The sequence below is a fragment of the Algoriphagus ratkowskyi genome, from assembly GCF_002150505.1.
Lineage (GTDB): Bacteria > Bacteroidota > Bacteroidia > Cytophagales > Cyclobacteriaceae > Algoriphagus > Algoriphagus ratkowskyi.
The window spans coordinates 309,231-321,284 of sequence record NZ_MSSV01000001.1 but is presented as its reverse complement, the minus strand read 5'-3'; the positions used below and the strand labels follow the sequence as shown (position 1 = coordinate 321,284).

General features: G+C 40.6%; 14 protein-coding genes. 4 read left to right on the top strand and 10 right to left on the bottom strand.

The genetic code is table 11. The annotated features are described in order from the left end of the window. Window positions 1-101: 101 nt before the first annotated feature. From BVH02_RS01345 to BVH02_RS01330, 4 genes are read right to left on the bottom strand one after another with little or no spacing between them, the layout of a single operon-like run. Entirely contained in the window at window positions 102-1,742 is a 1,641-nt protein-coding gene (locus BVH02_RS01345; protein WP_086497979.1) for a L,D-transpeptidase family protein, read from the bottom strand. A 9-nt stretch (window positions 1,743-1,751) separates the two neighbouring features. Then, window positions 1,752-2,603: a 3-deoxy-8-phosphooctulonate synthase gene (kdsA, locus tag BVH02_RS01340; protein WP_086497977.1), complete on the bottom strand. Its 852-nt coding sequence runs from the start codon at window positions 2,601-2,603 to the stop codon at window positions 1,752-1,754. Beyond that, window positions 2,590-3,174: a KdsC family phosphatase gene (locus BVH02_RS01335; protein ID WP_086497976.1), complete on the bottom strand. Its 585-nt coding sequence runs from the start codon at window positions 3,172-3,174 to the stop codon at window positions 2,590-2,592. The genes kdsA and BVH02_RS01335 overlap by 14 nt, the downstream gene beginning before the upstream one ends. Further along, the gene (locus tag BVH02_RS01330; RefSeq protein WP_086497974.1) at window positions 3,156-4,697 is read right to left on the bottom strand and encodes a bifunctional GNAT family N-acetyltransferase/carbon-nitrogen hydrolase family protein; all 1,542 of its coding nucleotides are present in this window, start codon (window positions 4,695-4,697) and stop codon (window positions 3,156-3,158) included. The genes BVH02_RS01335 and BVH02_RS01330 overlap by 19 nt, the downstream gene beginning before the upstream one ends. Window positions 4,698-4,859: 162 nt before the next feature. Between BVH02_RS01330 and BVH02_RS01325 the strand changes: the two genes are divergently transcribed. After that, entirely contained in the window at window positions 4,860-5,762 is a 903-nt protein-coding gene (locus BVH02_RS01325; protein WP_086497973.1) for a mechanosensitive ion channel family protein, read from the top strand. 52 nt (window positions 5,763-5,814) lie between these two features. Continuing rightward, window positions 5,815-6,738 carry a DUF6089 family protein gene (locus BVH02_RS01320; protein WP_086497971.1) on the top strand — a complete coding sequence of 308 codons (924 nt, stop codon included), beginning with the start codon at window positions 5,815-5,817 and terminating at the stop codon, window positions 6,736-6,738. A 20-nt stretch (window positions 6,739-6,758) separates the two neighbouring features. Here BVH02_RS01320 and BVH02_RS01315 read toward each other — a convergent pair whose 3' ends face one another. Beyond that, window positions 6,759-7,229 (bottom strand): GNAT family N-acetyltransferase, encoded by a 471-nt coding sequence (locus tag BVH02_RS01315; protein WP_086497970.1) that lies wholly within the window; start codon window positions 7,227-7,229, stop codon window positions 6,759-6,761. 77 nt (window positions 7,230-7,306) lie between these two features. Between BVH02_RS01315 and BVH02_RS01310 the strand changes: the two genes are divergently transcribed. After that, the gene (locus BVH02_RS01310; protein ID WP_086497968.1) at window positions 7,307-7,819 is read left to right on the top strand and encodes a RidA family protein; all 513 of its coding nucleotides are present in this window, start codon (window positions 7,307-7,309) and stop codon (window positions 7,817-7,819) included. 32 nt (window positions 7,820-7,851) lie between these two features. On the opposite strand, the gene BVH02_RS01305 is transcribed toward BVH02_RS01310, so the two are convergent. From BVH02_RS01305 to BVH02_RS01285, 4 genes are all read right to left on the bottom strand, one after another. Continuing rightward, window positions 7,852-8,265, bottom strand: coding sequence for a hypothetical protein (locus BVH02_RS01305; protein WP_143244168.1), 414 nt, complete (start codon window positions 8,263-8,265; stop codon window positions 7,852-7,854). 371 nt (window positions 8,266-8,636) lie between these two features. Then, window positions 8,637-9,020 (bottom strand): GntR family transcriptional regulator, encoded by a 384-nt coding sequence (locus BVH02_RS01295; RefSeq protein ID WP_086497964.1) that lies wholly within the window; start codon window positions 9,018-9,020, stop codon window positions 8,637-8,639. A gap of 1 nt (window position 9,021) precedes the next feature. Next, window positions 9,022-9,741 (bottom strand): hypothetical protein, encoded by a 720-nt coding sequence (locus tag BVH02_RS01290; RefSeq protein ID WP_143244167.1) that lies wholly within the window; start codon window positions 9,739-9,741, stop codon window positions 9,022-9,024. A gap of 110 nt (window positions 9,742-9,851) precedes the next feature. Then, window positions 9,852-10,709 (bottom strand): ATP-binding cassette domain-containing protein, encoded by an 858-nt coding sequence (locus tag BVH02_RS01285; protein ID WP_086497961.1) that lies wholly within the window; start codon window positions 10,707-10,709, stop codon window positions 9,852-9,854. 100 nt (window positions 10,710-10,809) lie between these two features. Between BVH02_RS01285 and BVH02_RS21180 the strand changes: the two genes are divergently transcribed. Beyond that, entirely contained in the window at window positions 10,810-10,959 is a 150-nt protein-coding gene (locus BVH02_RS21180) for a GNAT family protein (protein ID WP_143244166.1), read from the top strand. Between the two features lie 272 nt (window positions 10,960-11,231). Here BVH02_RS21180 and BVH02_RS01280 read toward each other — a convergent pair whose 3' ends face one another. Beyond that, entirely contained in the window at window positions 11,232-12,050 is an 819-nt protein-coding gene (locus BVH02_RS01280; protein ID WP_086497959.1) for a ferritin-like domain-containing protein, read from the bottom strand. Between the last annotated feature and the right edge of the window lie 4 nt (window positions 12,051-12,054).

The window sequence follows — 12,054 nt, the reverse complement described above, 5'->3', positions numbered from 1 at the left end:
TGCAGAGGATAGAAGAGCAACAATAAAGAAAACATTAGGTATAATTCAAAAAGGTCCCTACCCTTTGCGCTCCCTTCGCGGTCTTTACGCTTATAAAACCACTATTTGCGAAGCGCCGCCAAAACCTCCTCGTCCCTATCGTAAATATCTTGCCTGAAATGACCTTGGCCCTTTGAGTCCGCCCAAAAAGTCATGTAAAGTAGCACTACTGGTATTTTGCGATCTAAGGTCACAATCTGCTCTCGAGTTTGATGCATAGCAGAATTAATCTTTTCTGGCGTCCACGCACTATTACTCTTAAGCAGTAGGGATGCAAAAATTGCAGGATCCTGAATCCGAATACAACCATGGCTTAGTGCCCGATCTTCTCTAGTAAAAAGACTTCTAGCTGGCGTATCGTGAATATAAACACTATGTTCGTTGGGAAACATAAATTTTACCAAGCCTAGGGAGTTATGCTCTCCCGGCTTCTGACGAACCATATAAGGAATAGATTTGCCGCTCCAATTCACCGAAGCTGGATCCACAGGCTTGCCTGAGAAGGTAACTACTTCCATATTTTTCTGCGCTAGGTAATTAGGGTTTTTACGCACAGCGGGCATCACTTCATTTCTTACTATGGAAGTAGGCAAATTCCAATAGGGACTGAATACGATGTAGCTCATCGCAGAAGAAAAGATAGGAGACTCATGATATTTCTTCCCTACTATGACTCTAGTAGAAAATAGCGTATCCCGATTATTGAGATAATCCAATTGATAATTAGCAATGTTCACCATAATCATCTCAGCACCTCGTAAGGTATCCGGCAACCAGCGAAGACGCTCCATGTTAACGGAGGCCTTATCTATTAAATCCGATGGAGATTGATTCAGAACATTGACAGTATTTTTACCTAAAGCTCCATCAGGCTCCAATCCATTTCGTTGCTGGAATCTTTGCACGGCAGCAAACATCGTAGAGTCGTATGCTTTCTCATCCTCGTATTGATAGGGCTCTAGAAACTTCCAAAAGGCAAGCCTCTCCCGCAAATTTGGCACTCCACCATTTGTTTCACCAACTTTAATAGTTTTCGAAACTTTCACATTCTTCCAGTTGAGCGTGTCGTATTTACGGATTTCATCCAATTCTCGTATCACTTCACGTCCCTTTTTATATACTAGTATACTAGGATAAAGTGTTTCTAGTGTTTGCCTAATCTGCTGCTTCTGTAGTGCTAATTCGAGCAATGAATTGTATGATACTTTTGAAGTTTTGGAAGTAATCTGCCAGTCACCCACCAGCGACTTTGGATCCACCTTACCTATTTCCAGATGTGCTGCCAAATGAAAAAATGCATCAGAAAGCAGTAAATCTATATCTGCCAGATCATCTAATTCATTGTTAATATTCTGCTTTTTATTTGCCTCAAATTGAGTGAAAAATACATTGATCAGATTCAGGTGATAATCATGTGGATTGAGTCCATCAAACTCGCTTTGCATGATCTCAAATCTGAGTTCATACGCAAGTTCTGTCAATCTCCCACCCTCAGACCAAGCTTGCAAAAACAACCGATCAGTATAGAACTGGTGAATCTCACTCTTTGCGAAAAGTTCTTGTTGCTTCACATTTAGCGGAATATCTGGCTGATCTTGCTCCAGTCGGATCCGAATATTATCTTGAAGATCAGTACCTTGAGCCACACAAAAAAGCCCCGGAGCCAAGCTCAGGAGCAATATTAATAACAAATGCTTATGCATAATTTTCTATTAATTGTTTACGTCAAAATCCTGGTATTTTCTACCGAGAACCCAAGCTTCCTTCAGCATTTCTAGGAATACACCCATTTTATGAAGTGGGATCAAATTTGGCCCATCGCTCAGCGCTACAGATGGGTCTGGATGAGTTTCGATAAAGAACCCATCAATTCCAGTTGCCGCCGCTGCTCTTGCCAAGATCGGCGCAAACTCGCGCTGACCTCCACTAGTTCCACCTTGCCCGCCTGGCTGCTGCACTGAATGCGTGATATCAAACACCACCGGCGCAAATTGGCGCATGATTGGCAATCCCCTCATATCCACAACCAGATTGTGGTAACCCAAAGAAAAGCCTCTTTCTGTCAAACACACATTCTCATTCCCAGTTGATCTCACTTTAGACACCGCATACTGCATGTCTTCAGGTGCCATGAATTGGCCACGCTTGATTTTCACTGCTTTTCCACTTTCGCCTGCCGCCAAAAGCAAATCTGTCTGCCGACAAAGAAATGCCGGAATCTGAAGCACATCCACCACTTCTGCCACATCTTTTACTTGGTAGCTCTCATGAATATCTGTCACCAAAGGAACATTAAGCGCATTTCCTACGCGCTGCAAAACTTCCAATGATTTGTCCATCCCTATACTTCGAAATGATCCAGAGGAAGTACGATTTGCCTTGTCGAAAGAAGCTTTGAATACATAAGAAAAGCCATGTAACTCAGCCCATTCTTTAACCTTAGTGCCTATTTCCAGGCATATATCATAACTCTCCACAGCGCAAGGCCCAGAGAACAAAACAGGTTTATCTTTACCCAAAATCACCGAATCAGTGATGCGCATGGCTTGATTATTTCTTGTCATTTTCCTTATGGGATAAAGTATGAATAATTGGGACTAATAGTCCTTTGGCGTGAAGGAGCAAATCTCCAACTTCACGAAAAACACCTTTGCCTCCAGCAAATCTCGAAACATAATGAGCGAAGGGCTTTACATATTCGACTGCATCGCTGGGAACTACAGCAAATCCTACGCGCGCCAAAATCTGAAGGTCAATTAGGTCATCTCCAATAAAAGCTACCTCCTCAGCTTCTAGCTCTAATGTCTCTAGCACTTCGTCAAACTTCTTGCCCTTGTTTTTCACGCCATGGTAATGGAAATCAAACTTTAGCTCCTCACAGCGATTTTGCACCACATAAGATTCTCTTCCTGTGATAGCCCCTACTATAAAATCACTCTTTCGTAGATGATAGACGATTAAACCATCCTTTACGTTGAATTTTTTGAATTCCAACTTATTATCATCATATAGAATTCCACCGTCCGTCATCACGCCATCAATGTCGGTAATGATTAGTTTAATTTTAGCGGCTTTTTCCCAGACTTCTTCCGAAATATGTGCAAAGTAATCAGCTATTATTTTTTCTGTTTCCATTGGATTGAATAAAGATCGAGCCTTCTTTGCTCGAGGTTTCGTACACTTCCTGCTTTTCGCTGTTTGGTCAAAAGATCCAAATCCACATCGGCAACGATGATTGTTTCCTCGTTCTCAGAAGCCATTGCTACTACAGCATCATGCGGAAATGAGAAGTCGGAAGGCGAGTAAATCGCTGCTTGAGAATACTGGATATCCATATTTTCCACTTTCGGAAGGTTACCCACAGAACCTGTGATGGCCACGTAGCACTCGTTTTCGATTGCACGAGATTTGGCGCATGTATTTACCCGGAGAAAAGCATTCTTGGTATCCGTCCAGAATGGCACGAATAGTATATCCATCTCCTGCTCAGCCAGAATTCTTCCCAGCTCGGGAAATTCCACATCGTAGCAGATCAAAATCCCAATTCTTCCTGCATCGGTCTCAAAGACATTGATACCATTTCCGCCCTGCAAACCCCAGTAAGAAGCCTCATCAGGAGTGATATGGAGCTTGTATTGCTTATCCTGTGTACCGTCTCTACGGCAGAGGTAACTCACATTCCGGAGTTTTTTACCATCATATTCCGGCATGGAGCCAGCAACGATGTTCACATTATAAGAAACAGCCAGATCGCTCATTCGGCTAATAATCTCATCCGTATAGTCCGCGAGATTACGAATCGCTTCGGAAGCATCCATGTCATTGAATTCTGCCAGAAGCGGAGCATTGAAAAACTCAGGAAGTAGGCAGAAATCTGATTTGTAACCAGATACTGTATCTACGAAAAACTCTACCTGCTGCATCAAATCATCCACATTGGAGAAGCGACGCATCTTCCACTGCACCAGACCTAGACGAACAATAGACTTCTTATTACCAATTAACTTTTCGTCTTTTTCGTAGTAAATATTGATCCACTCCAGCAAAGTAGCATAGGCTCTTGAATCCGTGTCTGAGGGCAAGTACTTTGTGATAACCTTACGTACGTGAAATTCATTTGCAATCTGAAATGACAAAACGGAATCATAGATCTCCTTATTCTTAACAAGGTCAATGTATTTTCGCGGCGTCATTTCATCCGCGTAGTTTTTATATCCGGGAATTCTCCCACCGGCAATAATAGATCTTAAGTTCAGATTCTCGCAAATTTCCTTTCGCACATCATACAATCTTCGCCCGATACGCATGCCTCGATATTCGGTATGAACGAAAATGTCTGTCCCATACAGGGTGTCACCCTCCATATCATGGGTGTCGAATTTGCCAAAGCCGGTGATCTGATCGTATGTATGATTGTCACCAAACTTAGTGTAATCGACTACAATGCTCAGTGCTGCAGCAACTAGCTTACCATTATCTTCGATACCTATCTGTCCTTCAGGAAATGCTTTGAGTTGATTTTTAAACTCCTGTTTAGTCCATGCTCCACCTTGATTTTTGTAGATGGAACTCATGATTTCCTGTATATCCTCATAGTCCGAAAGCTTTACATTCCTCAGCTTTAGTCTATGTTCTAATTCTTCTTTTTGCTTACTCATGGTTCAAAATTAGCCAAATTCAATTAAATATTCCCACAGACTCAATCCTATCGAAAAGAAAGGGAACATTGAGCTAAATATCAGGTTGTGATAGAAATATGTGTTTTTAAAAACAAATGTGAATAGATTTAGAACTGCGAGAAAAAAATTAGAATTTACTAAATGCAACAAGAATTAAAAGAAGTAGCTCAGGAAAAAGCCAAGGGGTTTATAGAATGGGCACAAGAAATATTCAGTTACAGCCTCGTCAGCTTAGGGGAGTCTAAGCTTACTATAGGCTTAATTCTTACGCTAATCATATCTTTTGTTGCGCTTTTCATTATTACAGAATGGATACGCAGATTATTGGTAAACAAGGTACTGACCCGATATCAGATCGAATCAGGCACTCGATCTTCCATTGGGATGATTGTCAAATACATCTTGGTAATGGCAGGGATTTTCTCCATTTTACAAACCAACGGTGTTGATTTAAGTGCTTTTGGTATTCTAGCTGGAGCACTAGGTGTGGGTATTGGTTTTGGTTTACAAAACATTACCAACAACTTCATTTCTGGATTGATCATTCTCTTCGAGCAGCCCATTAAGGTGGGCGATCGTATAGAAGTGGGCGATGTATCTGGTGATGTGATCAAAATATCGGCTCGGTCTACTACCATTGTCACCAATGATAACATCACGATAATTGTACCAAATAGTCAATTCATAGATAGTCCTGTAATCAATTGGTCCCATAACGACCGAAACATCCGATTCAATTTCCCTGTGGGAGTATCTTACAAAGAAGACCCAGAAAAGGTAAAAGCGATCCTAATTGAAGCAGCCAAAGAAAATAGTGGCGTATTGAGTACCCCTGCTCCAGACGTACTATTCGACAGCTATGGTGATAATAGTATCAACTTCATACTGCGGGTGTGGTCTTCGGAATACATTAACCGTCCCAAAGTGCTGAAAAGCCAGTTGTATTATGCGGTCTTCAAAAAATTCGGAGAGCAAGGGATTGAAATCCCATTTCCTCAACGCGATCTGCATCTCAAATCTGGGTTTGATAAGTTAGAAAATTAGCCTAAATTTCACCCATGATCCCATTTTTGGTGATATCCTGTGAAGGCCAACTATGAAAAAATTACTCTTCATTTTACTTTTTCTTTCCTCTTCACTGGCCTATTCCCAGAGTTTTTATCGTTTCAAGTTTGAAGAGCCTTGGTCATTATCTGCAAGCATAGGACCTACCCAATATTTCGGAGAGTTGTATTCTTTTTGGAAATATAATGAAGGTGTACAACCAGATTGGAATGCTAACGTGGCCATCCATTATACATTCGGCACTAATTTGAGGGCTAGATTAGATTTTTCTTACATTAAAATATCTGGGCAAGACCCTCCCTCTGACCCACGTGCTAATAGAGCAATACGTAACTTAAACTTCAGAGCACAAAACTGGGAAGGGACGGCGATGATAGAATATTATCTATTTCCTGTTAAGGTTCCAAATATCCACAGAAACCTCTGGAACCCCTACATTTTTGCAGGTTTAGGGATGTCCACCAATACCCCAGAAACTCAGCTCGATGGTAATTGGGTCGATCTTCGACCACTACAGTTAGAAAACAACCCGTATGAGCGAAATATCTTAGTGTTCCCAATGGGCTTAGGTTTAAAATATAAGCTGAACGTTTATACGGATTTGACTTTTGAAGGAAACTATCGTTTTACTCTTACTGATTACATGGACGATATATCCGCCTATAACATCGGCGAGTTTTACCTTGATCTAGTTGATGATTATGTCACAGGAAAGAATCCGGACCGTCTTAGACTTGCTGTTCGAAACCCAGATTTCTTAGATGATAATGGCTTTCCTGATATTCCTAAAATATTAAAAAATGGAGGCAGAATCCGTAGAGGTTCAGGACTTACACATCGATACGATGGCTATATGACTTTCAACTTAGGAATAGAAATCTATCTTTCTCCAGATATTTGGGACAACTTCTTCCTTAGAAACAGAGTAAACGAGAAAGCCTTCAGGTTCTGGTAAAAGCATTCTCAAATTTGAAATCACAGATTTGAGAGCTGCAACTCCATCTTAATATCGCATCTGCAATATTTTCCTTCTTCAAGTTCTGCTTCTTTGAAACCTAGCTTTCGATATATCTTTAGCGCAGAAATAAGCTTGGAATGACTGTATAGAACCACCTTTTTACCTTCCATTTCTCTGGCTTTTTCTAAAATAGCTTCACCAAGCAGCATTCCTACTCCCTTACCCTGAGCTGTTGGCATCACACCCATTTTGACTAACTCATAGTTCCCATCAGAGATTCTATGGAGTCCTACAGTCCCAACTATCTCCTCTCCCAAAGCAGCAAACAGGATCGCCCCTCCTGGTTTGATGATCGTATCTTCTGGATTATCAAATTGTGCTTGATCAAATGCTTCTATTGCAAAAAGCTCCTCCACCCAAGGTTGGTTTATGGATTTGAAAAATGGGCCTAATTCAGATGAATAGGGTATAATCTTAATATTTTCCATATAAAACTTTTGTGGCGGGAAAGACAAAAGTAAAAAGAATCGCTTAGATTGGTCATCCAAACACCACCCTCCTTCTTATGAAACTTAGAAATCTTACCATCATATTGCCTTTACTTTTTGTCGCTTTCATAGCAAACGCCCAAACTCCCGATCAGAAATTGGAGAAACTCGGACTATCTCTCCCAGAAGTAGGAATCCCAATTGCCAATTACGTAAAGTGGAAGCAAGTGGGCAATCTGCTCTATCTATCCGGATCTGGGCCAGATGTCTTCGGCAAAGTGGGAGCTGAACTCACGATCGATGAAGGCTACCAGGCAGCGAGGGAAACCGGACTAGAAATTATCGCAGTTTTGAAGGTGGCCACAGGTGGCGATCTTACCAGAGTCAAACAGTTTGTGAAAGTGCTGGGAATGGTAAATTCTGATCCTAACTTCGACAAGCAACCTGCCGTAATCAATGGCTTTTCGGATCTCATGGTAGAGATTTTTGGAGAAAAAGGCAAGCATGCCCGCTCCGCTGTTGGTGTGGCTGCTTTACCTAATAATATGGCTGTGGAAATAGAGGTGATAGTGGAGTTGGAGGATAAGTAATTGTTTTTAAAGTGAGATATCAAATTCTGAAACTACTTAAAGACATAGTGTAGCTTGCCATTGATCGAGGTATCAACATCCACTTTTTCTGTTTTTCTAGGAATACCTAGTCCTGCATAATTCCCTATTGTTCCTGAAATCTCCTCTATATCACCAGAAACATTACAATTAGATTCTTTTAATGACAAGCTAAAACCTTTAACAGATTTAAAAGTCAGATCGAATTTTGGCCCTGATTTTAGATGCAGAAAAGAAAATTCAGAGTTTTTAGAAATAATAACGTTGCTGTTTTCAGAGTTAATTAAAAGTGAATCCTGTGAAAAGCCTACTAAATCAATCTCACCAACATTTTTCACTATCAGATGCTTTAGATTACCTACTCTCAAAGTGTAACCGCCATTAATCGCATTACGCAGGTTTTTAATAAACAGGGTGTCATTTTTCACTGTATAATCTTGAATTGGTTCGGTCTTAGGAGGCTTAATTCCATCTCCAAATAATTCGTCGTAATCCAAACGGTTGCTATCGCCAGGAAAGAGGTGCAGGCGAGAAGCTTCTTCGATTTTTTACCGAAAAATCTTCTAAAGCTGTCTTGGTTTTGATCACCCTGCGCTTTCCAGTTACATTATATTAATCAGCGAATTGATGTGAAATCAGGAGGGTGGCGATAAAAAGAAGCCAAGCGAAAGTCAAAAAGGAAACGATTATTTTATTACTGGTTTTCATGTGTTTATATTTTTTTTTAATGGTCATAACTTGCCCCGATCTGTCGGGGTGGAATCTCGCAGGGATGATAATCATCCTAGCTCGTGACTTTTTAGTCAGGCTTGATTTCATGATCGTTTGATTGAATGGTTTGAATCAGGATTTGTAAATCCTCGGAATTGAGTTTAAGAACTTCTATTTGATGCAAGATCGAGGGCAGTTCATCGTTCAGAAATGTCTGCTTTTGCCTCTTAAGCAGATTTCGCTTTGCGTCAGCAGCTACGAAAAAACCTATACCCCGCTTATTTTCGATGATTCCCTCCTCCTCCATCAGCGCATAACTTCTCATCACTGTATTTCGGTTAACTTCCATATCCACCGCAAGATCCCGCACAGAGGGAATCTTCTCTCCGGTTAGGATTTTACCCTGAAGAATCTGATCAGCTACCCAATCCCGGATCTGAAGGAAGATGTTTTTTGTTTCGTTAAACTCCATCCTAAACCTCGTATTCTTTGAGTTTGAAATAAGCAACCAAAAAAAACTGTGGAATCGCCAACCACATCAAAACTGTGACTACAAAAACAATCAGGGGGGTATCGGTGAAAATTTCAGGTTGTTGAAAACGAATTTGGGAAATAAAAAGCTCAGAACTATCCTCAGGTATACCTATAACTATCCATGACAACACGATGGATGTCAAGAATAGTAGTAAAGTAAATCCTAAAAAAGACAACGGCATAAGTAATACATTCCATTTCCCAAAAACTATTCCCCCGGTGAACATAATTGAGACAATTACCCCTCCTATACCAATGAACATGTAATAAAGAATTGGCAATTTCCATAAATAAAAAAGAGATAGCATATTAAAAACATCCAAATCATCTACCACAAGTGTGGGGGACTTACCATATATGGTGACTGAGCTGATTTGAAATATGCTTTTGGAAACTTCTACTCCCAATACAAACAGGAGTGTAAAAAGTATTGGAAACAAAACAATTCGAGTCAGGAATTGGATCAAATACTTCTCCATCGCTGAGCCCGGTAATATCAAGTAAAGCTGTGCTGATCTTTTGTCCCTAAGCTCAATAAAACTATACCCTATGCCAAACAAGGTCAGGAAAAATAAACCTGCATAATACAAAACCGCATAGTTCTGTGCACCCCAACTAGATGCATATTTATTCGAGTAAAAAATGACCAGGAATAACATGGCAGATATTAAAAATGTCCCGGGGATACCCATTAAATAAAGTTTTCGATTCTTTGAAAACTCAAATCGAAATAGATTAAAAACACGGCGGGAACTGATTGTGTTGGCATTCATAGGACTTCGGAATTTTGAGTTTGTAGAATCGAATTCTCATTAATACTATTGTGGAGCACTGCATTGAAAAGCAATTCCAAACTAACAGGAGTCTGAGGCTCCTGGTGTTTTCTTGACCTGATAAATTGGTAGCCTGTCCCAACTTTTTCTGTATGCAAAGCTTCATCAGGAAGATTGGAGGAAGTACCGAATACCCAGCGATCAGACAATTCCAAAACATCTGCATCCAGCTGTATCTTTCCATTATTCAAAATCGCCACTCGATCTATCAAGTTCTCCACATCAGCAACCAAGTGTGTGGAAATAATCAAGGTTTGCTCATCGGTGAGATTGCCGGCCACTACTTTTCGAAAAATACTTTTGGAAGGAATATCCAGCCCGTTAGTCGGCTCGTCGAAAAGTAAAAACCTGCAATTCGTACTCAGCCCAAAGGACAAAAACACCTTCTTCCGCTCGCCTAGAGAAAGCTCTTTCAGTTTGACTTTCTTTTCCAAACCAAAGTCAGCCAAAATCTGATCAAACTGAGATGAATCAAATTCCGGGTAAAATGCCCCCATTATTTTTTCATACGCTCCAATGCTCATATTCCCAGGATAGGCAATATCATCGGCGAGAAAGAAAACTTCGGCTAAGAAAGACGGCTTCCTCTCTCGAGGAATATGTGAAGCCAGAGTAATGGTGCCACTTTTGGGAAAAAGCAGTCCGGACAGCAAGTGAAGAAGGGTGGACTTGCCAGTGCCGTTTTTCCCGAGTAGTCCTACAACCGAACCTTCTGGAATATACCAATGAAGCCCATCGAAAAGCTGAGGCCGTTTTGGATATGAAAAATTTAAATCTTTGACTGAAACGATCATAGTGTTATACTGTCATAGTGTATTATGACACTAAAGTATTAAATGATTTTGAAAATCAAAAAATTCAAGCAACTATTTTCTGAAACTATTAAATTCAACAATGAATTTACCCTACCTATTCCAAAGTCAGCGACTTGGTTTCCGAACTTGGCATCCTTCAGATTTACCTGCTATTTCTGCTATGAATGCTGATCCGGAGACTATGACTTTTTTTCAGCAACTGCTTTCAGAGAAGGAAATAAAGAGGTGAAAAATTGTAAGTAGTAAGAGGTAGTAAGTGGTAAAAAATTGGGGAAAATCAGCGGAAATCTGCTCATTTTTCTCTGCTCATACCAGTCTGTGGCAAGGAGTTCTGATGGCAATTCCCAGCTAATTTAAGGTAAAATCCGGCTTCTGGAGACGAAGGATAACAATAATACTTTGCGGCGTTGCGCCTTGGCGAGAGACTATTTATCAAAAAAAAAGATGCCACCTCCAACTGGAAGTGACATCTAAACCACTCAACCCCAACTAATAACCTTATTAGGCTAGGAAAAGGGAAGCAATTCCTAACACTTGTTCTTTGTTAAGCGGCTCATCCCATCCTTCGGATACAGCAGCAGCACTAATACCGGTCAAATTAACGACATTAACACCCCCATGCGTGACGTTTTCTTCGCCGGTATAGATAGCTTGTGTAGGAGCAGGAAGTGTTCCTCTAGATCCATCAGTAATCCAACCTTTAACGGTATCCTGTCCTTTCTTCGTTCTTAATCTTCTTACCATAGAAGCATGTCTTGCTTCCACAGAGTGTATTGAAAGCGCTGCAGTCAAGACTACATCATTTTCCATTACATTACCTGCCTGACCTTTGTAAGCTCTTACTCCTGTATCTTCGAATGCCTGAGAAAGTGCCAAAAATGTAGGGTAATCTGTAAATGGAGAGAAATTTCCACCTGCTGTGAAGTCAAATTTTGGTTCTGCCACAGCCGTTCCTTTCAAAACGTTGGTAATTACTTCGGTCAAGAACTTCACGTGAGCCTTCTCATGATCTCTGATCTTGTTGAAAATCGCTGCATCTGCTCCTGCAATGACCCCTGACTCAATACCCATCTGATAATATCTATACTCCAAATGCTCCAAGGTTAAGGCGAAATTCAATACGCCAATCAAACTTGCAGTATCTGCCTTAGCCACTTTTGGCAAAGCTGATAGAATACCCAATGGTACAGCAGCCATAGCTACTTTCTTACTCATATCTCCGAATTTGCGAAAAGCATCTCTTCTTGAGAAGAATATATCATTCTCTTCCGGAGTATTTGTTTCCGGGCACATTTTATCTAATAAATTCAATAAGTTCATGTCT

What these genes read in the sequence shown, in the direction of transcription:
- BVH02_RS01345 (WP_086497979.1), bottom strand. Translation starts at nt 1,742, where the DNA reads ATGCATAAGCATTTGTTATTAATATTGCTCCTGAGCTTGGCTCCGGGG.
- kdsA (WP_086497977.1), bottom strand. Translation starts at nt 2,603, where the DNA reads ATGACAAGAAATAATCAAGCCATGCGCATCACTGATTCGGTGATTTTG.
- BVH02_RS01335 (WP_086497976.1), bottom strand. Translation starts at nt 3,174, where the DNA reads ATGGAAACAGAAAAAATAATAGCTGATTACTTTGCACATATTTCGGAA.
- BVH02_RS01330 (WP_086497974.1), bottom strand. Translation starts at nt 4,697, where the DNA reads ATGAGTAAGCAAAAAGAAGAATTAGAACATAGACTAAAGCTGAGGAAT.
- BVH02_RS01325 (WP_086497973.1), top strand. Translation starts at nt 4,860, where the DNA reads ATGCAACAAGAATTAAAAGAAGTAGCTCAGGAAAAAGCCAAGGGGTTT.
- BVH02_RS01320 (WP_086497971.1), top strand. Translation starts at nt 5,815, where the DNA reads ATGAAAAAATTACTCTTCATTTTACTTTTTCTTTCCTCTTCACTGGCC.
- BVH02_RS01315 (WP_086497970.1), bottom strand. Translation starts at nt 7,229, where the DNA reads ATGGAAAATATTAAGATTATACCCTATTCATCTGAATTAGGCCCATTT.
- BVH02_RS01310 (WP_086497968.1), top strand. Translation starts at nt 7,307, where the DNA reads ATGAAACTTAGAAATCTTACCATCATATTGCCTTTACTTTTTGTCGCT.
- BVH02_RS01295 (WP_086497964.1), bottom strand. Translation starts at nt 9,020, where the DNA reads ATGGAGTTTAACGAAACAAAAAACATCTTCCTTCAGATCCGGGATTGG.
- BVH02_RS01290 (WP_143244167.1), bottom strand. Translation starts at nt 9,741, where the DNA reads ATGTTATTCCTGGTCATTTTTTACTCGAATAAATATGCATCTAGTTGG.
- BVH02_RS01285 (WP_086497961.1), bottom strand. Translation starts at nt 10,709, where the DNA reads ATGATCGTTTCAGTCAAAGATTTAAATTTTTCATATCCAAAACGGCCT.
- BVH02_RS21180 (WP_143244166.1), top strand. Translation starts at nt 10,810, where the DNA reads ATGAATTTACCCTACCTATTCCAAAGTCAGCGACTTGGTTTCCGAACT.
- BVH02_RS01280 (WP_086497959.1), bottom strand. Translation starts at nt 12,050, where the DNA reads ATGAACTTATTGAATTTATTAGATAAAATGTGCCCGGAAACAAATACT.